17 protein-coding genes are annotated in these 22,486 nt (G+C 52.1%); 4 read left to right on the top strand and 13 right to left on the bottom strand.

Annotation, left to right across the window (positions count from 1 at the left end):
- Positions 1 to 153 precede the first annotated feature (153 nt).
- Complete coding sequence (locus LOY42_RS12870) at positions 154 to 570, top strand: helix-turn-helix domain-containing protein (protein WP_258600995.1); 417 nt, start codon at positions 154 to 156, stop codon at positions 568 to 570.
- 62 nt (positions 571 to 632) lie between these two features.
- Here LOY42_RS12870 and LOY42_RS12865 read toward each other — a convergent pair whose 3' ends face one another.
- Positions 633 to 3,209 carry an AAA family ATPase gene (locus LOY42_RS12865; RefSeq protein ID WP_258600993.1) on the bottom strand — a complete coding sequence of 859 codons (2,577 nt, stop codon included), beginning with the start codon at positions 3,207 to 3,209 and terminating at the stop codon, positions 633 to 635.
- Between the two features lie 279 nt (positions 3,210 to 3,488).
- Here LOY42_RS12865 and LOY42_RS12860 point away from each other — a divergent pair, with 279 nt between their 5' ends.
- Positions 3,489 to 5,123 carry an ATP-binding protein gene (locus LOY42_RS12860; RefSeq protein ID WP_258600991.1) on the top strand — a complete coding sequence of 545 codons (1,635 nt, stop codon included), beginning with the start codon at positions 3,489 to 3,491 and terminating at the stop codon, positions 5,121 to 5,123.
- On the top strand, positions 5,120 to 6,190 hold the full coding sequence (locus tag LOY42_RS12855; protein ID WP_258600982.1) for a hypothetical protein: 1,071 nt from the start codon (positions 5,120 to 5,122) through the stop codon (positions 6,188 to 6,190). The genes LOY42_RS12860 and LOY42_RS12855 overlap by 4 nt, the downstream gene beginning before the upstream one ends.
- Before the next feature lie 172 nt (positions 6,191 to 6,362).
- Here the strand turns inward: LOY42_RS12855 and LOY42_RS26625 are convergent, their stop codons facing one another.
- From LOY42_RS26625 to LOY42_RS12820, 8 genes are all read right to left on the bottom strand, one after another.
- Positions 6,363 to 6,521 (bottom strand): UTRA domain-containing protein, encoded by a 159-nt coding sequence (locus tag LOY42_RS26625; protein WP_408981072.1) that lies wholly within the window; start codon positions 6,519 to 6,521, stop codon positions 6,363 to 6,365.
- A 309-nt stretch (positions 6,522 to 6,830) separates the two neighbouring features.
- The gene (locus tag LOY42_RS12850; protein WP_258600980.1) at positions 6,831 to 7,040 is read right to left on the bottom strand and encodes a hypothetical protein; all 210 of its coding nucleotides are present in this window, start codon (positions 7,038 to 7,040) and stop codon (positions 6,831 to 6,833) included.
- 83 nt (positions 7,041 to 7,123) lie between these two features.
- The gene (locus tag LOY42_RS12845; protein ID WP_258600978.1) at positions 7,124 to 10,930 is read right to left on the bottom strand and encodes a hypothetical protein; all 3,807 of its coding nucleotides are present in this window, start codon (positions 10,928 to 10,930) and stop codon (positions 7,124 to 7,126) included.
- Positions 10,931 to 11,098: 168 nt separating this feature from the next.
- On the bottom strand, positions 11,099 to 13,852 hold the full coding sequence (locus LOY42_RS12840) for a UvrD-helicase domain-containing protein (RefSeq protein WP_258600976.1): 2,754 nt from the start codon (positions 13,850 to 13,852) through the stop codon (positions 11,099 to 11,101).
- Between the two features lie 456 nt (positions 13,853 to 14,308).
- Positions 14,309 to 14,944, bottom strand: a complete 636-nt coding sequence (locus tag LOY42_RS12835) for an HAD family hydrolase (protein ID WP_258600974.1) — start codon at positions 14,942 to 14,944, stop codon at positions 14,309 to 14,311.
- 51 nt (positions 14,945 to 14,995) lie between these two features.
- Positions 14,996 to 15,493 carry a hypothetical protein gene (locus LOY42_RS12830; RefSeq protein ID WP_258600972.1) on the bottom strand — a complete coding sequence of 166 codons (498 nt, stop codon included), beginning with the start codon at positions 15,491 to 15,493 and terminating at the stop codon, positions 14,996 to 14,998.
- Between the two features lie 213 nt (positions 15,494 to 15,706).
- A complete protein-coding gene (locus LOY42_RS12825) occupies positions 15,707 to 16,000 on the bottom strand; it encodes a hypothetical protein (RefSeq protein WP_309475691.1) in 294 nt (97 codons plus the stop codon).
- Positions 16,001 to 16,014: 14 nt separating this feature from the next.
- Positions 16,015 to 16,746, bottom strand: coding sequence for a metallophosphoesterase (locus tag LOY42_RS12820; protein WP_258600970.1), 732 nt, complete (start codon positions 16,744 to 16,746; stop codon positions 16,015 to 16,017).
- A gap of 238 nt (positions 16,747 to 16,984) precedes the next feature.
- Here LOY42_RS12820 and LOY42_RS12815 point away from each other — a divergent pair, with 238 nt between their 5' ends.
- Positions 16,985 to 17,452, top strand: a complete 468-nt coding sequence (locus LOY42_RS12815) for a helix-turn-helix domain-containing protein (protein WP_258600968.1) — start codon at positions 16,985 to 16,987, stop codon at positions 17,450 to 17,452.
- A 102-nt stretch (positions 17,453 to 17,554) separates the two neighbouring features.
- Here the strand turns inward: LOY42_RS12815 and LOY42_RS12810 are convergent, their stop codons facing one another.
- From LOY42_RS12810 to LOY42_RS12795, 4 genes are read right to left on the bottom strand one after another with little or no spacing between them, the layout of a single operon-like run.
- Positions 17,555 to 18,616 (bottom strand): TniQ family protein, encoded by a 1,062-nt coding sequence (locus tag LOY42_RS12810; RefSeq protein ID WP_408981071.1) that lies wholly within the window; start codon positions 18,614 to 18,616, stop codon positions 17,555 to 17,557.
- A 58-nt stretch (positions 18,617 to 18,674) separates the two neighbouring features.
- Positions 18,675 to 19,475, bottom strand: coding sequence for a hypothetical protein (locus LOY42_RS12805; protein WP_258600964.1), 801 nt, complete (start codon positions 19,473 to 19,475; stop codon positions 18,675 to 18,677).
- Positions 19,472 to 20,368 (bottom strand): TniB family NTP-binding protein, encoded by an 897-nt coding sequence (locus LOY42_RS12800; RefSeq protein ID WP_258600962.1) that lies wholly within the window; start codon positions 20,366 to 20,368, stop codon positions 19,472 to 19,474. The genes LOY42_RS12805 and LOY42_RS12800 overlap by 4 nt, the downstream gene beginning before the upstream one ends.
- Before the next feature lies 1 nt (position 20,369).
- Positions 20,370 to 22,193, bottom strand: coding sequence for a Mu transposase C-terminal domain-containing protein (locus tag LOY42_RS12795; protein ID WP_258600960.1), 1,824 nt, complete (start codon positions 22,191 to 22,193; stop codon positions 20,370 to 20,372).
- Positions 22,194 to 22,486 lie beyond the last annotated feature (293 nt).

Below are 22,486 nucleotides of genomic sequence, written 5' to 3'. Positions count from 1 at the left end.
GTCGAGGTCGACGCACGTGGCCCCGCATCGGTACGGATCCGCTCCCGGGCGAACCAGTGGCAATCAATCTCCGTTAAGGGGTGGGGCGTCATCTCGGCGAGGAGGAAGGTGAAGAAGCATGTGCAATGATCGTTTGGATGCGAGGAAAATCCCATGCCCCTGAAATCGTCATTCGCCACCGTACTGCGGGCATTACGCAGCAAGCGAAACATCACGCAACGTGGATTCGCCGACACGACGAGCAGGACATACCTGTCAAAGCTAGAAAGCGGTAAGTCAAGTATCACCTTGGACAAGTTGGAGCAATTGAGCGACAGACTTGAGCTCTCGCCTTTGGCTCTGCTTACCCTCACAGTGAGCGAAGACACTGGCGTACCGACAACCACGCTGATATCAAAGCTGAGCGATGAAATCCGCGCACTGACGTGTGATGGTGTATTGCCAGAGCTCAGTGCATTGAGCCCTCCTCCAGAATCCATAGGTCAGACAGTCGTCGCGCGCCGGAGGCCTGGACGGTCTGGCCATCCTGTGAACGCGATTGGATCAGGGCAGGCTGAGCTGCCCTTCTAAGAATATTGCAGGCTATGGGAAAGGAGCGCCTAAAACCTAAGGCGCCCCATGGGGGGGTATTGTTATGCCGCAGCGTCGCGCCGCTTGCTTAACTGTTCCCGCCAGACGCTTAACGCTTCGAGATCAACCCTCAGCTCAGCCTCCTCAGGAATGAACATCGGGATTTCAGTCGACTGGCTGTGCTCATAACAACTGTACTTCGTCATCAACTCATCAATCAGCCTGCAGTCCTCCAGCTGGATACCCTGGATAGCTCGGAGTCGGCCATCGGTCTGGATTCCCCGCCGGTGCCTGAGCACGACCTTGTTGAGCAAGTCTTCCTCAACCGATCGCTCAACGAGCTTACGAAACTCGCTGCAAATTCCCTGCGCCAAGGCCCGGTACGCGTCGGCGCCACCGACATCACCGGCCTTTCTTGCTTCCGTAAGCCGGGTCAGCAAGATGTTGTTCGCCTTCTTGGTCGACGCATTCCATACATCCTGATCAGACGGGTGGCCGGCAACTCCGCCGTAAGATTCGATTCGCATAGCGCGGTAATGCTTGGACTTCCAGTCATCGCTGACCTTGCGAGCCAGGTCTTCCAAGATCCCGTACAACGACAGTCGGTGCGTGAGGACTATGACCTGTCTTGTTTGCGCCAGCGCCACCAGACGACAAGCGACAGCCCATTCGAACTCGTGATCAAGGGAGGAAATAGGATCGTCAAAAACAAAGGGAGCTGCCCCTGGCTTCTCGCACACGTCCGCCAAAAACGCCGCGAGTGAGATAATGCGGCGCTCTCCCTCGCTCAATACTCCCTGAGGCTGGGTGCGCGCGTCTTGAGCACCTTTGAGTCGAACCTGGTGCAACACCACACCATTTCGCGCTCTGGTTTTGATTAACTCGACCTGGATACGGTGTGCACCAAGCGCACGCAGCTCCTGATTGAAGCGCCCGACATACGCTTCAGTCACTACCGCCTGGGTCACCTCAGCTGCCTTGGTGGAAATCGCCCGCGAGCTGGTGAGTGCCTTCCAAGCATCATACTCCTTGGATTTTTTCAGCCGATCGACTTCTGCTCGCACGGCTACTGCCTGCTCGGTAATCCACTTGCGCGCCTCCAGACCCAGTTTTTCCTTACTCGCCTGTGCTCTATCGAACTGCACAGCATCCGCTTCGTGCTGAGCAGCCTCATCGTCAAGGCGCCCTGCGTAATCCGTAAGCGACGCGATTGTTTCGGCCTGGGGGGCGACTGGTTGTGCTGGATGCACAGCTTCATGGGCATGCAGTGCGGCCCGGGCTTGTGATGCTGTTAGCCAAAACGCCTTGAGGTACTCAAACCACTCCTTAGAGCCCAGTCCAGCTGCTTCGCATTGAGTGGTGATCTCTTGCTCTGTCGGAATCTTCGACAGCTGCTCTAAGGCCTTGTCGTACAGCGATTCTGCGTTTTTGGCATCTGTTTCCAGCTTGCCCTGGACGAAGGCCTCAAACTCTTGAAGTCGATGCTGTGCCTGCTCATCCAGCGTTTGATGACATAAAGGACAGCGCGCCTGGTCATGGGTGACCGGAAACTGATCGTGCGGATACGGCGAGGCTGAGAACGCGCGTGCAGCCTCCCACATGGCCTTCCACGTAGGTAACCCCACACCTTCGAGCTCTGCTGTCTTGATCTTGGCCCCTTCAAGTGCGGTCTGCCGTTTTTCTTGGGCTGATTGCCTAAGCCCCCTGATCGCCTTAAGGCTTTGGTCAGAATAGGCTTCGGCGCCGCCACTCAGCGCGGTGATAACCTTCTGCAATTCCGCCTTGGTGCGTCGCCGCTGAACAGCCAAAGCACCTGGATCTTCTGCCTTCAAGCGCTCAATCAAGCCAGTAAGCTGGCTCTCGTCTTCTGGCTTCCAGGTCAATGCCTCATTCAACACGGTTGGCGTCACTGCCCCCAAGCTCTCGTAAAAGCGCTTACCTGGCGTGCCGTCATAAATGGCAGGCATCTGGGGCAAGGCTGTAACCAGCTTGGATTGCTCGACTGCTAGGGCATCCCTCACCTGCTCTACGACGACGGCGAGCTTTTCGAACAAGCCGACGATAGACGGGATGTAGGTGGCAGCGCTTTCAGCTGTCAGGTAGTGGCTCGCCTCGTCGCTGTCGAAAATGTCGATATTGCGCAGCGCTTCGATCAGGGGCTGGCCAACGTGCCATTCGTGCGCGCTTTGTTGGCCGTTCAGCTCAGAGGTGACCTGGCACCTACTCGCTGGAGGGGCCGCTTTAAAGACATTGGTTTTGAGCTCAGCGGCTCTAGGTTTTCCTGAGAGCTTTTTCAGGATGCGGGTGTAGCTGGATTTGCCTGATCCGTTGTGCCCATAGATAACAGAAAGGTTGTGCGAGCCGAACTCTAGAGGCCTGCGAGGCTCCAGGTTCTCGATGCCTGCAACCTCGCCAATCTGGATGAGCCTCAGCTCATCCTGGACGGTATGGCGGTGACTTAACTCGGCAAACTCGCGATGTGATGACGGCTTACTTCCGGCTGGTGTTTTGATCAGCGCGGTGAGATCCGCGACATCGAGTGCATCAATTTCGCCCTTCTTCAGCAGCCGGTCTGCTGCCTCCTGAAGCCAGTCATTTTGCTTAAGAAGCCATGAACGGATATCCACCTGCGCCTGCATCTTGCCCACTCCTGGACGTTGGTCGTGGCAAAAAGCTAGCAGAGGGTCATACGCCTCGCCAGGCAGTTACTCCGCAGGGCGCAGGCTGCAAACGTAACAAAAAATTTGCGTCGACGGGGCGATGGGCAAGAACACCTCTCGCGGTACTTTTTATCAGCTGACCATGCTGCACCGGTTTCACCGGTCAGGTAGAATTCCTAAGAATGGCATTACGCCACGTATCTTTTTATGCAGTGACCTCATGACATAAATGAGATTTAGAATTACAAGGATGATCTAATGCAGCTTTGCTTTATATGGGTAAAAAGATTCAAGAATTTGCAGAATTTTGGAATCAGTCTTTCTAATGAATTTGATTTCAAATTCGACGGTACAGGTTATTTTCTTCAGCGCTTTGAGAAGCGCCCGATGCCCCATCTGTTTGGCGAAAATATTTCGAGCATTACAGGAGTACTCGGGATAAACGGTGCTGGCAAAACCAACTCACTAGAATTGATATGCCGAGTGGTGAATGGTAGCGAGAAACTGAAAGATGAATATTTGATGGTTTTCGCCATTGATGGATCTTTTTATCTGTCAACCAATATTAAAAGAACCATTTCTTCTAGCTTTAATATTGCTGAGGTCGTAAGTCGAGACGAGTTTGAAGGAATGGACACAGTATTTTTCTCTAACGTATTCGATAAAAATTTTATCGACTTTGGAGATGTTGTTGCTGATGTTTCCGTCAACAATAAGAACAACCCTAGAACTCTCGCCAAAAATCGGGACTCAAGAGAATCTGATTTCATAAATGATGTTGAGTTCTTTAGATCAAAGGAGTTTAAGGGTCTAGACCTGTCAGCGCCACCAAGAATTGAAATAAAAATTGATAAATTCATCAATCGTCACGATCAAGTATCTAGGCAGGCCCCAGCCGGGCCTATATTGAACTATCTGGCAGGGATTCGAAAATCTAATAGGGATAGAGGCAAGCTTTATCTAGTCAGGCAAACCATCCAAATGGGTTTTTTGAAAGTACTGCTTGAAAGCGACGCTTTGGATCAGGGGCTTATCTCTCACATCGTACACACTCTGGAGAATAATCCTAAACTGGAGCTCGAAGAACTCATCGACGGGCTGCGAAATCGCTATTTGCAGGAAAATGATGTAGCCCCGTGGAATCCCGACCTGCCTTTATTTGAAGCGCTTACGACGCTGATAGGGCTTGGAAATTTCCTTGAAGAAAAACATTTCGATATCGACGACACCCTGAAAGGGTCGAAGTATGTATTTACAATTGACTATGATCCAGGCGAATCCTTTTGGTACAAAAACCTGGCGCACATCGTCCTAGCCTTGAGGTTTGGCTCTATCGGCTGGGCGGGCGTAAGCTCGGGACAGAAAGCTTATTTGAATTTGTTTAGTTCCATATGGAATGGTGTGGATAGCTATAGATATAAATCGGATCGAAAGCGTGCCACTTTAATATGTATCGATGAGGGCGACCTCTATCTCCATCCAGAATGGCAGTTGGAATTTGTAGAAAGACTCATAAAGTGCTTGCCCGAACTCTCTGAAGGCACAGTGCAAATCATCTTCACGACTCACTCCCCCATCCTCATTAGCGACCTGCCTCACCAATGCGTGGTCATTTTGAATCATGAGAAAGAGAGTTGCATCGAGGGAAGCAATCAGATCGCAAAAAGGCAGAAAACGTTTGCTGCCAATATTTACGATATCTATCAATATTCATTTGGGCTGAACCAGAAAAGAAGCGGAAATCTGTCCTCTGACTATTTAAAACAAGTATTTGAACTTCTCGACAAAGCGTCCTTGAGTCAACAGGATGCCGAGAACCTTAGGCTAGCGCTTTCTGTGGTTGATGATGATGTCATTAGCTTCCATATCCGCAAGCGGGTTGAAGCACAATGATCAACATCCATGACCACTTGTCCACCCAATATGCCGATGTCACCAAGTTTCTAGCTGACATTGTCGAGGAAATGTGGACTGATCTGAATCCTGTCAATAGATTCAAGCAACCGATCAAGCACGCTCTGATCTCAAAAGCCGGTAGGCTCAGAGCGATAGTATCCAGCCAAGAGCACTTCGATAAGGTTGGCGGCGATGCGCAGACAAGGCAATTGAAATATGTGGAAAAGCTAGAGGACTCCACTTATCTCAAGCATATCATTACCGCCAAGCCCGACCAGCTTAAGCCAATCATAACGACAGCCCAAAGCATTCTGCATGAGGAAGATCTATTTGTAACAGTCAAAGGTAAAACCAAGTCGCAGCCATTTGGAGACATCCTGCTGAAAAACGTATTCAACTATACGTCTTATCGCGGCAGCGATCATTGCTTCAGGCGCTACCAAAAGTTACTTTTTGAGCAGGCAACTTGCCCGTATTGCAATGACGAGCCAGCAAAGATAATAAAGGTTGCAAAGGGTGCACCTAAAAGCAAAATCATGATGCTTTATGATATTGACCACTTTTACCCGAAACACGCCTTCCCTTATCTGGCCTTATCATTTTATAATCACGTACCCTCTTGCAAAATCTGTAATCAGACATTCAAGGAAGGCAAAATATTTGACACTGACACTCACATACACCCTTACCAACAGTGCTTCGACTCTATATATAGATTTGAATTAAACCACTCTGTGCTTGCCAACAAGCCCGTTGAAAAAGTCAAGCTCGTTAAGGCAGGTAGCTTTCCAGACCAGCTGGCCGGAATTTTAAGCTTGGAAGAACGCTACACTGGCAGCACTAAGCTTGCGCGCACAGCTGACCTTGTCGATATTCTAAGCAAGCGAACTCACTTGCTTGCTAATCCTGCATGTGCACCTGATGAGTTTAACGCATTGCTAGATTTAATTAAGGCCTTTGGTGTCGTGAAAAATAAAGAAGAAATTCTAACCTTGCAATATGGGAAATATAATAGAGATATTGTAAAAATGTTCGACATAAATAACGTGCTGAATATAAAGTAGCATCGATCTATATCAAGGAGTAGAGAAGAAACACCTGAAGCATGGTGGATATGATCAATTCCTTTTCGGACGGATATCTGAGAAGCCGCTGCAGTCCATTGAAGTTTACAGCAGCGGCAAAGCCTCTGAATTAATGCAACTAGCCCCTGTCTGCTTAACCTGAAGACCCGCTCTATCCCGCTGTCACTCGCAGCCGGCTCTTGGTCGTTGAATAGACGGTGTTGTAGTACTCAATGGGAAACCCGTCCTTAATCCGACCTATCGACTCGATGCCTATCAAGGGCTGGCCTGTGGTTATTCCCAGAAGCTCAGCCTCCTCCCTGGTTGGCATGACTGCCCACTTTGCGCGGGCGGAGCCGCTAGATGCCCAGCCTCACCTGCGTGTGGATTCACGTTGCCCAACGTAGTCCAGTTGTTAGAAAACACACCGTCAGGCGCAGATCGGCAGTGAGGCTGCACGTAGGTGCCATTGCTCCTGTAATAATCCCTGACGTGAACATCACCGCCCGCAACGGCGTGCCCTGACAGAAGCAGTGACAGGCAGAGGGCTGGCCATCTCGTTTTCAAGCCCGACAAAACCACTATCCCCTCCACCCTTTTCCGACCCCGTGGCATCTCAGAATCAGACTTCTGAGCAACATCATTGCAGTGTCGGAGATGGCATACCCATCGCCCTCAGCTGGTAATCAGATACGGCCTGAAAAATGGCCTCACCTTCAGTCCGCAAACGCTCGACCTCCTCTGCTGGAAGCTCGGCTGCCATGGCCTCGTGATATCGCCTAAGGGCGTCCACAGCTTGCTGAGATAGCGGTTGGCTGTCCACGTAGATCTTTAGAAAGTCTCTTTTCATGATCCGCTCCAGCTCCCTACTCCTGATGCCTGAACGGCGCCGGCAGCCAAGTCTGCGGTTCGACCTTCCAAGCCAATTTCAGGTTAGGCCATTTGGCTTCGTTTGTTGAAAACGACCGTACGCTTGGCCTCATACCTCACAACCCCTACAAACCCACGACGCTTCAGGGCCTCGACCAGCCGTCTTACGTCTGAGGACGGCGGAAGGTGTGCACGCTTCTTCCCAACGAGTTCGGCATGTTCCTCTCCCAGCAGAGGGAGCACCGGTGCCACGTCAGTCCAAGCACAATTCATCTGCAACGCCTGGATGACCATGTCTGTCCGCTGCAAAGTGCTCAACGAGACATCCGAAAGACAATGCAGAATCACAGACAGGTAGCTGCCCGGGAATGTGGCTTGCTCCCTGTTTGCGCGGACGCAAGCGTTGGCCAGCTCTACAACCGAGCCCTCCCAACTGCTGAACATCTCTGCGGTGATGCCCTGCCACATCGTCATGGTATCGACCAATGACGCAACACCTGAACGGCTGAGGGCTGTAACCAAGCCAACTGGCAAGCTAGACAGGCTGAGAGTGTCACGTGCGTCCCGCCAATGGTAGGCAATGTAACGTGCCTCCAGGGAGGAATCATACTGGGCTAGAAGCTGCCTGATTTCTGAGCTGTATGGGACGAAGGAGGCGTTGGAGAAACAGGGCCACCGGCTCGTCGGGATTTTGCTCTTCAACAGCACGGAAGGCGCCAGGACGATCGACGAGAAAAGGGTCGTCAGGGTGTCATTGGTGAGCTGCTCTTGCTGGATAATGAACGTTTGCAATTCCTCATCGCCGTCGCCTGCCCAAAGTTCTTTGGCCAGGCTAGCTGAATGGCGTGTGACAAAATCTAGGAAACTTGGAACAGCAGACTGACCAAGATCTGGCCGTTCTGCCTCGGACGATGAGGCGTCTCCGGTGCTGGTGATGACGCGGTTGAACAATGTCCAAACCGCATCCCCGAGGTTGCACAGTCGCGCAGACTTCAGAGCCGGCAACCAAAGTGCATGAGGAAGCTTTTCAAGATCCGTTATCAGGCAGTCGGTGTGTTTGAAGAGCGCTAGCTGAAGCGTCTCCATGTCTTTGGTACCGTCCACCAATGCAAACAGATCAAGCAGTGAGCTCTCCGTTTCAGGTAGGGTTCCCTCCTGACTCAGCAACTCATACACGTATTCGGAGGCCGATTGCCCGATGAGTTGATCGAAGCCCACGAGCTCTAACTGGGTAAGCTGATGATGCGAAACCATGACCGGTTTGGTGCCAGGTTCCAGGGGGCTGCATAGCAGCACCAACATCCGCAATGTAGGCGCCAGACACCCCCACTCCACCAGCGCTTTGAGCTCGTCAAAGGTGCATGTTTCGCTGACATTCCAGAACTGCGCGGGCCTTTGTCTGAGCCAAGCCCATCCCATCTGGTTTGAGGCCAATCCGGGAATCAGCTTCGAAACATTACGCAGATCGTTGATGACGTTGAAGAGCGTGTCGCTGCGCCCTTCAAGCTGTTTGACCTGGTCGGCCATCAAACTGTCCAACACCATGATCACCAAATCTTCGCGCACCAGGTTCGCCTTGTCGTAGGCGACGAGCTCATTGATAACGTTGGGATGATGTTTGAACAATGCCTTGAAGAGCCCAGGCTTCGCGTCATCGGGCAGCAGTTCGACCACCTCTGAAAGGCGCGCCAAGTGCTGAAAGCTGCTCTTGATGATTACCGACAGCTTTTCTTCCCTAGCGTGGACATCATCGTGCCGGGGGCGAACGAGCTCCGCCATCAAGTGCACCAACAGCCCTTTGCCCTTGTCGATCGAGTCGAAATCCAGCTTGCTCACTACGCGCTCGGGATTTCGGATGGGCGTACCAACATCAAGCATTTCGCCCCGGGCAAGGGCCATGGTGAGCATCTTGTCCGACTGGGTCAGCGAGCCCTCGTAGAAGAAGCCGAGGTAGTCAGTGTAATCGGTGTCCAGATTGCCTCGTCGTAGCAGGAAAGTGATCAGCTCATAGCCTTTGAGGATGGAGCCAAATGACTCTCCATAGGCATTGCTGCAGGCGGCCCGGAAAGGCATGGTCTTGAGCCCGGTGATTTTTGCTTGGATGACGCTGATTTCGTCATCAATCTCGTCGAGAGACACCTCAAGGCCTTTGACACGCTCAGGATATGACAGCTCCTGTAGCACCGCCTTGGGGCCCAACGGTTCCCCTCTCTGGTATCCCAATGACCTGGAGCTCACGTAAGGATAGACGTATCGCTGACTGACTACGTGTTCAAAGACGCTGTCCGTGACAAAGTCCATCAGGGAGATCTCTGTATGGTCTTCCAGCCACAGGTTATTGGCGTGGTGGACGTTTCCCTTGCGGATTAACTCAAACCAGACACATGCGCGAAGGCCCGCTATGTCACTGGCGACTTCCGCTTCTCGTTCCTCTCGGCGTTGTTTTAACTCAGCGATGGCAGCCTGGTGACGCCGGATCTCAGATTTGACCCACGTGGGATAGCCTTCGATGACCTGGTAGACCACACCTTTGCGCTTGAGTAGATCCGAATAGACATCTGGATGGAGGTTCCTCAACGCTACCATCGCAAAGAGCTTGTTCGGATCAAGCGGCAAGCCATCATTCGCGAGAATATTCGCGTAGATATCGAACTCGTTCACGATGTTCTTGATCAGCCGCATCTCGTCGATGTGATATCCCACGGTCTCGATCAATTTGGGCGTGAGGCCTGCATTCAGCGGCTGACCACCCATATGTCGCTGGCCCAGCAGCTCGACCAGTTTTTCACGGGAGTTTTCCGAGTTCACCACAGGGATGATGGGAATGATCAGGTCGAAAAATTTCGTCTTATCTGTGACGGTAAACATCTCATCCCGCAGCGCATAGATGAAATGGATAGGACGCTTGACCTGGGGGGACTGGCGGATGATGAAGTTGATCTCGCGCAGCCTGAAGAAGATCTCCTGGATGTCGAACCTGTCCAGATCCTCGATCACCACAACATCGATGTCGCTGCGCTCGAAGCAGTAGATGATCTCGTCGATGTTCTTGTGCAGTACCGAACCATGATGAGTTGCCTCAAGCTTACCCCCCTTGAGCGTCAGGCCATCAACGCTGAAGAGTGAGAGAAGCTTCAAGCCTGAATACAGGGCCCACACACCGCCTGCCACTACGACACCAAGGGCGACGAGTTCGGGCAGCCACATCAGCCCTTTCAATGCCCAATCCTTAGCTACCTCGGAGAGGGTCTGCAGCTTCGGTACCGCCAGGCGCAGTGCGGAGATACCGATCACTGCGACGCACAGGGTACGCCAACAAACGCGCAGCGTTGACGCGTGAGAAATGCGCTTGAGCCGTGTCTTGGGTAGCTGCTTAGCTTGTACCGCGTAAAGGAGCTGCTGGACGATCGTCTCTTCGATCCGTTTGATCAGGTCGTCACTGGCTGTCGTATCGGAACCGCCTGCAACCGGTACCGGCGACGCTAATTCGGGCGCTATAGAGTCAGACGCTTCATCAAGTGGCTTCACCGTAACAGCTGTAGGCGCGTTCGCCTTGGTGAATGTGGCCAGCGATACGAAAGTGTGTTTGAAGCTGCGATGGTGTTCGAAAAACGTCTTCAGGACACTGCTCTTCCCTGCCCCATAGCCACCGGTGATCGCGATGTTCAGCACTTCATCGTTCTGTAGCGCTCGCAAGAGTTCGCGCTCATACCGTGCCGCCCTGCCGTCTTCCACTAGCACCGGCGTCAACGGCTCGAAAAAGAGTCCATCCTGACTACGCCAAGCCGTGAACGATCGCCGGGTTGCCCGTCCACCGGCGACGAGCGCCCACCAACAGCGGCTGACGCCGCGTACGATTTTCCCTAGCATGTCCTGATCCTGATCCTGGTTCTTGGCCTGCCGTACAGCCTTGCCGCACTCGCCTTCAAATTCATAACGACTTAGCCACAATCTGACCGCCGCGCACTCAATAGCGGCTATATGCCACATATGAATGCTTAGCGCTATCCAAGAGCAGTCGTGGGTGTTGCCTACACCTCAGCGCTGTCGAGTGAACTTTTTCTGTAGGCCGCCCTGGCGCCTTGGCTTTTCGGGTTTGTATTTGCAACGAGGGAAGCTTGAGCAGGATTTGAAATCACCGAACTTGCCGGTGCGCTGGAGCACGACACCATGTTGGCAGACCGGGCATCGTTCTTCCCGGATCGGTTCACCCTTGATGTCTGTAACCACCACGACACCGTCTTTCACCAGTTCGGTCAGGAATGGGGAGTTTCTCGCCGTCACGGTGAACATGGCGACTGACCTACGCGCTCGGGTCAACGCCACGTAGAAAAGCCGGCGTTCCTCGCCATACAGGTATGTGTCGCCTTCAGGCATGACCAGACCAAATACCGGATCGTCACCTTTCAGGCTCGGGAACCCTCCCACCATCATTCCAGGAATCAGAACGTAGTCGGCCTGGTCACCCTTCGAGGTGTGGATGGTTTTGAATCTGATTTCGAGCTTGTTGCCATAGCGCTGCTCCCATCCCTGAGGGATGAACTGCGCATCGGACTTGTACCGTCCAAGCACGAAGATCGATATCAGCCGCCCACTGGCACCAGGAATCACACCGGTCGAAAGCTGCTTGTAAAGGTCATCCAGGTACTGTCGCAAACCATCCCTAACCTGATCCCTGCTGGATAGCTGAAATGCCTGAAAAGCTGGGCCTACAGGCTCAGTCACAGAAATCACAGTCTTCTGCAATTGAGCCGGATTTTTGGCCACAAACTGGCTGGACGCATCGCAGATGGCCTGAGGGCATCGGTAAGTCTTCTCTAATCGGAATACCTCACCGTGGCCGTACCAGTCGACGAACCCTGTCATGACACTGACATCGGCGCCAGCGAACCGGTTGATCGACTGCCAGTCATCGCCTACAGCGAACAGGTGACTGTGGGGCTCCTGAACCAAGGCTCGGCAGAGCCGCGCACGCGCGCGTGATGCGTCCTGGTACTCGTCGGCCATGACCAAACGATATGGCGACTGGTAGCCACGCTCAAGGCAGTCTGCTGCCATGTTGATCATGTCCTCAAAATCAATACCGCCATCTGCTTTCAAGGCGGCATCCCACCCTTCAATCACCGGGATAGCGAGCTCCAGGAACATCTTGTACCGGAACTTGAAGACGCTGAGCGGGAGAGCGTCATAGCGTTCGTGCAGGTTGTCCGCCGTCAGGCTGTTGCTCTTATAGTGCGAAATGAACGCTCGGAGCACCTTCACCAGGTCAATGTGATCCAGGGGCACCAGGCCGGAATCCGGGATCGGGCGGTCTGGGTTTGGATCTAGTACAACACCACGCGATGCCAGCTCTTGTGCGAGGTGCTCGAAGATCTCACCCGTCCGCAATTGATGGGAGGTCGATTCGATAAGCTGGGTGCCGTAGCTTGCATGCGTCTTTCGCTTCCAGTCGGCACCTTCCGCATAATTCTCAAAATGTGCGGGCGCTTGGCCGTCTGCGTCGAAGGCGAAATGCTCGTGATAGAGATTCAGCTCTGGGTAGTAAAAATCGGGCACATACTGCCTGTGCTCGGCGGTAGCTGTATCGTGCTCGTAGGGGCGCTCATAGGCGTATTCGACACCGTTGTAGAACAACCAGTTGGCAATCAATCGCTCTTCTTGGCTTGCGACATGCTCGCCATTGAGTGTGATCAGCCGAGCTTCCCCTTCTCGGTCGAAAGCCTCCGCCACATCTCTTAACGGCGCGGTGGAGTGATCCCGCCCGAAGACCAGGCGAAAAAGATCCCACTTGGTGCGGAACTCACCTGAACTGTCCTTGAGCGTGTCGACGATCACCCCAAGCTTCTCCAGCCCGAGATCCGCTCTGGTGGCCCACTTGGGAACACTCGGCTTCTTGCCCGTCGCGCCGCCAATGATTTTCAGGCCCAGGGAGTGGAACGTCAGTGCGTTGATCGTGACTCCGGCCATCCCAAGCCTTGCGAGTGACTGAGCACCCCTTTCCTGCAGTTCCTGTGCGGCATCCTTGTTGAAGGCCAGCATGATGATCTCGGATGGCGCTACGAAACCGCGATGAACTGCGTAAATCGCCTTGGCAACCATCGTTGAGGTTTTGCCAGAGCCGGCGGAGGCAATCAGCTGAACCCGGTTGTCAAAGCAGACTACGGCTTTTGCTTGCTCATCATTGAGCTCCCGGGACTCGACGTGATCGAGCAGGTGCGAACATGCATCCAGCTCGCGGATCATGTGAACCTGGTTTCGAGCTTTCCAGTGCTCAGGCCAGTCCTGAGACCATTGCCGCAACCGCCCTTGCACTCGCGGCTTATTATCCCCCAACGCCACCTGGATGACAGGAGAATCGAACAACGCTTTGAGCTTCGCAGCGTCGATCCCCAGGGCATTCCTTTTCGAGAGGAGATCCTGCTGCATGTCGTGCGTTAGCCATCGATGCTCGGCATCTGCAGTTACCACAACCTGATCAACCTCTTTCAGCCAGGCCATGATCTTGGCGTAGTAAGCACGGAAATGCTGCTTGCTCGTGACGGCTCGAAGCTGATGATCCAAGTTGCTGCGTGCAGCATGGGACAGCCCAACGAGTTTGACCTCGTGACCGATCCAGACGGTCACGTTCGTCCACAACAGACGTTCATGGAAGCGCAGCGAGGAGAACGCTTCGAGCGGTATCGGATACGTTTGGTCATTCAGCGTGACGCTGAGCTCATCGTTTTCGATCGTCAGACGCCATGACGCCGCCCTTCTGAACAGCCGCGACAGAAAAGAAGGTTGCCACTCCATTGTCATCCGCTAATCACACCGCAAAAGGCTGGCAGTTTATCAGAGGATTGGTGCGATCAGTTTTCACCGTAAGCTTCAATCCCGTAGACAGTTAGGTCTAGCCGGAACGGGGATCGGTGATGGCAGATAGGAGGTCAACGGGGCGAATCAGATCTCCTGCCTGCCGTTGTATCGGGTTGCGCTCCTGAAAGCACTCGAAACGGCAGTCCGTTTCGAGCAATCAAATGGCCGGGCAAAAGACGCGTCAATGATCACTGATTAGTCTATTGTCTGGTGCGTTGAGAGTTTGCCAGTGATGCATCAATCACACCCCGGTCTAGGCATTCATCATCGCCATCGAAGGTGTCGGTGGGCTCGTCTGACCTTGATCGCAGCTGTGCCGCCATCCATTCCCTCAAACAACCGGAAAGCTTACGTTACAACTTCTCAGAGAGTTGATGGGGGCAATACTCTCAATCAAGGGTTGCTAGCTGTGATGCTCTGGGCGAACGAGAGTAAATCCTTGATACTCCCTCCTTCTTTTCTATCCAAGAAATGACCTATGATACCTACAGCACGTGGCCCATGCTCATCGCAGCGCTTTGAATCGCCGATCATCAATACCTGCGCATCGCTCACCCCGGGTACCTGACCCGGAAGAACATCAAGCATGTCGCAGACACTCCGATATATCGCCGGATCTGGCTTTAGCAGGTTTAACTCAGCACTCAGTGCATAGCCATCGAGATCGGGGAAAAGCTTCCTAGCGATTGAGCAATAGGGCCCCGCCAGATTTGAGCACAAAGCAATTTTGATTTGATGCTGACGGAGAAGACCGATGGCAGGCATTGCGTCATCGAAAGGCCTAATGGACTGGAGCTCAACGTCGAGGCAGCTCTGGAGGTTGGCCAACTGCGTTCGGGACACCTGGATCCCCAGAAAATCAGCGGCCTCTCTAAGGCCGCCATTGATGGCCATGATCGAGCGCAGGTCAATCGGAGACGCGGCCCGGCCCTGTTGCACTCCTATCCTGAGCAGCTGTCGATAGGGATTCTGGCGGTTCTGGATTTCAACCAACGTACCAAAAAGGTCAAAGATTACCGCCGCGATCATGTCGTTTTCCCTTATTGATCAGTAGCACTTAGTGGGTTAGAGCACGCCCCACTATTTTACGACAATATCATATGAGGCTAGATCGTTTACCAAGGTCTTGTGACGCAGCATCTTCGGCAATTTGAAAATATTTCTATAACCGTAAAATAGGCCTAAAGGAATGATCAACAAGCCGAGACCGAACGTTGCCGTCGCAGCAATCAAGCCGGCCGGAATGGATCCCACCCCAAACACAATTCCCTTTAAAACGGTCGATCTGGCTACCAGCCGCATATGATCAAGGTCATACTCTACCTTCCCATTGCTCTTTTCGAATGCAACCAGAACAATCGATTTCTTGCCTACATGCTTATAGAACCAAGTGCGCGGAGCATCAGTCACCATCGCACCGTGCCGCTTGAGGTAAGCTAGCATCACCACTTCTTTGAAGTGGAATGTATTACCTTGGTCATCCTCACACCGAACTTGGGTATACAGCGCGTCAAGGTCACCGCTCGCCTGGAGGTGGAAATTCTTGACAGTGAGCGTCATCTTCTTGAGATCGGACATACCTTTCCTTAAATGCTCCACAATGTTTGTACTGGGTTAATTTGGTCATGTTGGGGGGCTGGCGAGCAGGCAGGTGCCCTCCCCATGACGGAAATACATGGTTTACTGCCAAAAAGTTAGATCGCGACCAAATCAGATCAGCAACGAGGTGCTCGACTGGCTATGACCTGACTCTCCCTATCCTGGGCTTGTTTGCCCAGCGATAAAATGGACTCAGGCCTCCGCGTCATCAGACTCCGGAAGCTCGGAGACGATTACGTAGTGATCATTGCCTCCCAAACTCCGCATCAGCGTGAATCCCCCGCGTTGCTCGACAGCACGAACCGGCGGGGTAACGACGGTCATGCCATTACTGATCGCACCGGACTGATCACCGTAGACGAGAGCCGTGTAGCGATCACCCACCCGAGCAGCGTTCATTAAATACGCATCGATGGTGATACCCCACTCGATACCACTCGCCCGCACAACCCGCATTGGGAGTCCGGTCTGTTCACAGGCATTCACGCTTTCGCTATTCCTCAGTTAATTTCAATGATTTTGTACGGGTCGAATCCACATTCTTCCCGAGGATACCCGCGCTGGTTCGAGATCAAGCGGCACCCACCCAGGACAGTGTCGACGGAGAAATGGGTATGGCCGAACGCCCAGAAGTCGGCCTGTTCCACCAAGGAGTGCCACCTGTTGTAGTACGCAGCGCTGACATGCCCATCGTGCTCATCGCCCGCTACCTCAGCCATTGGGGCATGGTGAGTGACGACAAATGTTTTCCCCGTGAATGGCCGGCTCAGCTCCTGGCTAAGAAACTCCCGCGCGGCGTGGTTCTTGGCAATGAGGTCGGCCGGCCGCAAGCGCCGATAATTCGAGTCGGCCCTGATCATTTTGAAGTCGTTCATCACCCGACCGCAGGTGATGGATGCGGCGACCGTATCCCCCGTGGCCGAAAAGTCCGTCCATGCAGTACCGACCAGGAATCTGACATTCCCGAAGACCCACGACTCGTTTTCTAGCACGTGAACGTGAGGTGCCGCTGCCGCTCGCATTTTCTCTATTGTTCGATCGATATGCCCCTTGTAGCACTCATGATTCCCAGCGCAGTACACGACTGGAGCTCTGAAGGTCTCGTTTGCCCACAAAACACCTCGTGCTTGGAGATCGATGTCGCCGGCGAGCACGACCACATCCGCCGACACATCTGGGGGGATGAAGCGGTCGAATTCGTTGTGCAGGTCTGAGTAGATGAGGACTTTCATGGGTGGTGAGTGCTTTAGGCCTTGCTACCAGGGTAGAGATTGGGTGCCGGTTCACCGAAAAGATGCCCGGCGTCCAGTTCCTCAGTGCTTAAATTCGGTTTACGCATCAATTGCGATGACGGGTGTAGCTGGGTGGTGCGATTGCGAGGAGCAAGCCACCTGACCACGATGGTGAATATATGCACTTGCGTGTGACAAAGCAAATTCAGCATATCGTTCGATTTGAACGGAAACGCTCATGTCGCTTCGCTCTGCCTACGGCTCGACCCTCAAATTCCTGCGCACACGTCATGAATCGTCCCAGGATGCGCTGGGCAAGGCGGCTGACCGCTCCTACATCAGCCGGCTTGAAGCGGGTGAGCATTCAGTCACGGTTGACGTGAGCCATAGCATTGCATGCGCCCTCGGGATCGATCCCCTCTCCCTTTTGGTTCTGGCGTATGCCGCAGAACGGCGTCAAACCCCACAGGAGGTTCTTGACCACCTTACGGGTGACCTGGCCTCAGCCGGCTTGCTGACTACTGAAATCCCATCCAGCCCTTCCGATGTACTTCACCCAGTACCCGCTGCGGCGGAAGAGCTTAGTTCTCAGATCCGGGAACTCATCGGGCAGGGCCTCAGCCAGTCTGCTGTGGCTCGACAGCTGGGTGTCAGCAGACAGACGGTTAGCCGACATTTGAAAAAATCTGTTGAAGGTAGATCCTGACGGCCATCGGTATCTATGTTCCAAAGCTCGTAGTGAATCCCCTTTCTCGAACGGTGCAGGCCCCGTCCTTCTACACAATGAGAACGCAGGAAAAACTTCGCCTCAGAGGTCTGGGAAAACCAACCAGCGCTTATGCGGAGCTCCGCTCTCCAACCACAGACGATCCTGGGAAGAATATTCATCTCGCAACGAGTACACAGCATGCTCAAGCCCTCGGAAAAATTCGGCACATCGAGCAATGAGGTCAGGGGGAGTAGCGGAATAAAGCTTTCTCAGCTCCAGGTATTCTTCCCGATTGGAATAAAGGATGGCCATTTTGCCTATCACAAACGGAGTGCTTGGCCAGGGGACGCCGGACTGCTTCGCCAACCCGACAAATCTGGTTATCTGTGATGGCAGAATAAGGCCGAGAGTCATTCCTGTGAGAATCAACGCATAGGATCGCTGGAGCGGGCTTGAGATGCTCATTCCTGTTTGGATGCGCTCAGTCAAGGGCATGCTTTTTGGGATTACCTGGCCTCTATTCTCACGTGCCAGTGCGCAAGCATATCCTCCTCCTTCGAACCGGGTTCTTTGTTTCAGCAATAGTGAGTAGGTGAGGTCAAACAGGGCCTTGGTGCTCTGAGTGTTCTCAAGGCCCAAGGTGTTGAAGCTCGGCCGCCTGAAATACCAGCGCTGAACCCGAATCGCAAGGCGGTCACGCATCATCCTGAAAGCATTCGATGGGGAGTCGGACGCCTCCTCCTTGAACGCCTGCCATGCCCGATCATACGTGCTTGGGCCAGATCGCATCGTTACCAACAAGCGCTTGTGCTGATAACAATATGCTGTCATGCAGTAAGTCCATGCCTTGCGCCAGCATGGAAATTCGATTGCAGTGATGTCCTCCCTCAAGCATTCAGGACAATAATGGTTTCGCATGGCGTGCGGCACGACCAAGCTGAAGGTTGATGCAAAATAGTCCTGCTTAACATCGAAACTGGAGAGATATCTACCGATGACCTCACGAATCAGATCCATGTCGTAGTCAATATCAGTGGACTCCCAGCGCCATTGGTCAGACTCTTGGCTAGCCAGCACCGTCTCAGGGGCGCGGCTTTCCCGAGTAATCATGGCTTTTAAAGCCATAGTGAATGCGTTGTAATCAGAGGCTGAGCGCGTCATGCAAACCCTATAGAGCCATGACGAAAATGTCTCGTCTTGCGCGGGCCGCTTCACGTTCTTAACCATTACGTGGCCTATAGCGACTCCTCGCCCTACTGAAAGCATTCACACCAACCGCCCAACATTCAGCACCTTGGTATTCGCGAGCAAAGATGGACAAAAAGGCGACCACCTCTCCGATATACCCCTTGGTCAGGTTCAAGATGGTGCTTGCGTCATCTATGGGCATCAACGGATAAGGTACCAAGTTCGGCATGGACACGGCCTTCTCCGCCAAAAATGCATTGGAGAACGCTTGAACATACTTCGAAGATCCAAATTTCTTGATGGAGTGTAGAGGCTCTAGCTCAAAATTACTCCAGCCAACGACCTTGGGTTGAAAAATAGAAAAATTTCCAGCCAGTACAAAAATTACAGAGTAAGGAGGCTCCATCATTGCCTGCATAATACTTATAAATACAGACCTTTCCAATTTTCCGAGCTTCTGGATCAGGTGAATATCGTCAATTAGCATTACTTTGATTGTGGAGTGCATCAGGTACTCACTTAGGAAGCGAGGGATGACCGTTGTATTTTTCCACATGACACTTTCATTAGGTAGCCGCATAGCGTGGAGCAATGCAGCTCTGACACCTAACAGATGAGGTATTGGTGTCATCCTAAGCAGCCATGGAGAGTTTAGCCCAGTTAACCGAGATCGGCACAGGCGATACAGAACCGTGGTTATCCCGCTCAGAGTTTCACCATGAAGGCAGACCCTTCCTCCAGCACCGTCCCGCAGTTTGTGTGAGATAGCCATGGCAATTTCGGTTTCGGCGACATCCTGAACTATGTTGGGGACGTATGCAATCTGATTCATACAGGCGACTCTAAGTAAGAGTCACCTAGGTAACGTACCCAGCCCGATGCAGCTTTGTGGCCAAGTTTTATGTTCTCGACAGTGATTTTTTCAATCCCTGTGACAATGCCGTAGCACGCTGCACTTTTCAATAGGTTGATCATGATTCCTATAACCCCCATTGAATGTTCGTGCAGGGTACGGACTATTGTTGGATCCGTGAGGTAAGAGCGCTCCCGCAAGGGATATAGCTGTTCGAGCATATCCAGAAAATCCAACAACTCTGGATCCTTCTCCTGCCACGGATCAAGTTTGATCCTTTCAACCCGCCTAGCTAGCTGGTCTTCGTTCTTAAATAGGTTTTCCGCACCAGGAAGGCCAAACCCAAAAATGGATAGACTGCAAGGCTTTGCAGTAAGTCCCCTGATTAAACCCAAAATTAGATCAAGCTGGTCGCGCTTATTCTTCCCTAGACCATGAAAGTCATCGAATGCCAAGCCACATTTTCCTTTCAGCCTTAAAATTTCCGCAAAATTTTCATAGCTAAAAGTACCTCGTACTGCGGCATCCGCATGCCTTGGCTCCCCCACAGCCTCGAACAGTTGGGCAACGAATTTCCGGTACCCGATCTCTGGCTTGACATCGAAATAAATGAGTTTATGCGCCCAGCTATCACCGGAGCGCCTTCTGGCCTCAAGGAAGCTAGTTTTGCCTGCTCCCGTTGGGCCCAAAACGGCCAAGCATTCAGCTGAGATTTGATTGCCATGATAACTCATCATCATTTTCATGATGAATTCGATTTGGTCATATTGAGAATGATGCACCCATAGATCCTTCTTAATCACGGCAATCCTTTCAATCACTGGCAGATCTAGCAGGTGCCTACGAGAAGGGTCTAAATGCTCACCTGCCATATCAATCCTCCCAGCGAAGTTTACGACGTGGTCGGTTTGGATCGATTTCCTTGACTGCCGGACTTGATGCCTCTGGCGCTGCGGGTGCCCCTATGACGTCCTGGGTTTTCTTGGCATGCTTTGCGTCAGCATTCCGTTTCTTGCGAGCGCGTTTGGTTTCCTTGGCGGTTTCGATATCTTGTTCGTTGTTTTTTTCACGTAGACGATGACTGCGCTCAGATCGCACCGCTCCGGACTTTCTACGCTTTTCGGGAGCCCGCAGTATGTATTGATTTTCGCTCATAGCTGGCCCCATCAAATCACATTGAACGATATCGTGATAAAAGCCATTAACCTTAAGGAATAAGCGACTTAGGTCTCTGGGATCATATTTGAAATAAACTGTCTCGCGCACCATATCCCGAAGAATCTGATCGTCGTAATATTTTCCTTTGAACAGTATGCCTTTAGGAGATACAACCCTGTGGTCTTCTGGGTAAAAATCTAAAGCAAATGTTCTCGGGTCTACGGGCGTGGGAGGCATAATGTCTTGCCCGCTTGGCGTAGTCATGTCCTCTATCCATACCTCAAAAGGAGTTCGCCCTTCAAGAGCCCTATGCTCCGTATCATGGTATATGCTAGTACTTCTAGCGAACCATAGCTCGAATTCATCCAGCGTCCTCGTGGCCTGAGTTGCCGGATCAATCTCTCCCCTTTTCACAACGTTGGACTGCGTTGATCCTCGTAAAAAATGTACCTTTCCCATGAAGGTGCCGATGAGTCGTTCGATATGCCCGCCAAAGTGCTTCGCGCCTAATGGACGCAAGACCGCATCAATACCATAAGCTGTACATGCAGCTTCAAAAATCTCGCTTTTGAACTCACTGGCATTATCCGAATGAATAACCTTCATCAATCCGTAGCATATGTACAAGATATCGGGATCATTAAATTCAAGTAGCGCCTTTGTTTTTGGGAATACTGCATTAACAAGCGCCATAGCGCAGCTGATTGCACTAGGCGGACATAGAGATATGTAATAACCTAAAACCACACGCGTACGCAAGTCTATGAGCATGGTAATCCATGGCCTCATTAGAGGGACGCGCGCATCATCTAGAATAAAACAATCCACCATTGTGTGATCAATTTGAACAAAGTCTAGTGCATGCAATACTTTCTTGGAGCGAGTTTTCATTCCGAATTTTTGCTTGGCCTTCTCTAGGCCGTACTTCATTCGGCATCTATCGAAAGCTGGAATCTCGTAGAAACGTTTAGAAACAGCGTTTCTTGACGGAGTAGGCAAACCACTTAGCGTGCACTTTGTATCAATCTGCTGGTAAACATTTTCTAAGGTCGCACCTGTCCCTTGGTAGTACGTTTGGATACAAAAATCTATGATAGCCTCTACTTCTCCAGATAGAAGGCGCGTACCTTTCTTGCGTCCACGAGGGATGGCCAGAATTGAAATCGCACCGTACTCGGGGCGATATTGTTTTAGCTTTCGATTAAACTGAGACACGGACATGCCGACTGACAACGCTGCTTCAACTCGCGAGAGCTCTTTGCTGCGATACGCGATGAAGGCCGTCTCACGCTTAGAGGCAAGCGTGCGTTGTTCAGGCGTTACCCTAGAGTCGTCAAACCAAAGTGCATGCAAATTTTTCTTCAGTTCATCAGTTTTGTCAGATTCCTCTACCGCAGTGAGTTGTTCAGGTGATGCGTAGGAAAAGGAACCGTCACTTCTGTCCTGGACGAGTACGCCGTTAGTTTTATCGAAGCTTACGATCTTGCAGCGCTTGCCCTCAAAAACAACCAGCTGGCCCTTTTGTAGTATCTCCCGCATCTCTTCCTCGGCTTGCAGTTCAGCGCGATTGACACTGCAAAGCAATACCAAGCTGATTGTATGAAGTCAATCATATAAGGCTGAAAAATCCAATGTAATACTTCAGGCAATATATTATTAGCTATATTGTAAATCGACGACCCCTCATCGCACCTTACAGTGTGTCATGCCTTGGTAATCAATTGCTTAAGACCTGGGAGCATATTTTTTGTATTTTTTCACAACGGCTTTCGCATTAATTGGCTACTTGGGCTTTACGGAACACAATTAAATTGTTTCGCACAAAACCTCTA

This window comes from Pseudomonas sp. B21-023 (assembly GCF_024749165.1).
Lineage (GTDB): Bacteria > Pseudomonadota > Gammaproteobacteria > Pseudomonadales > Pseudomonadaceae > Aquipseudomonas.
Note: the sequence above shows the minus strand (reverse complement) of the source record. Positions and strands in the feature narration are given on the sequence as shown.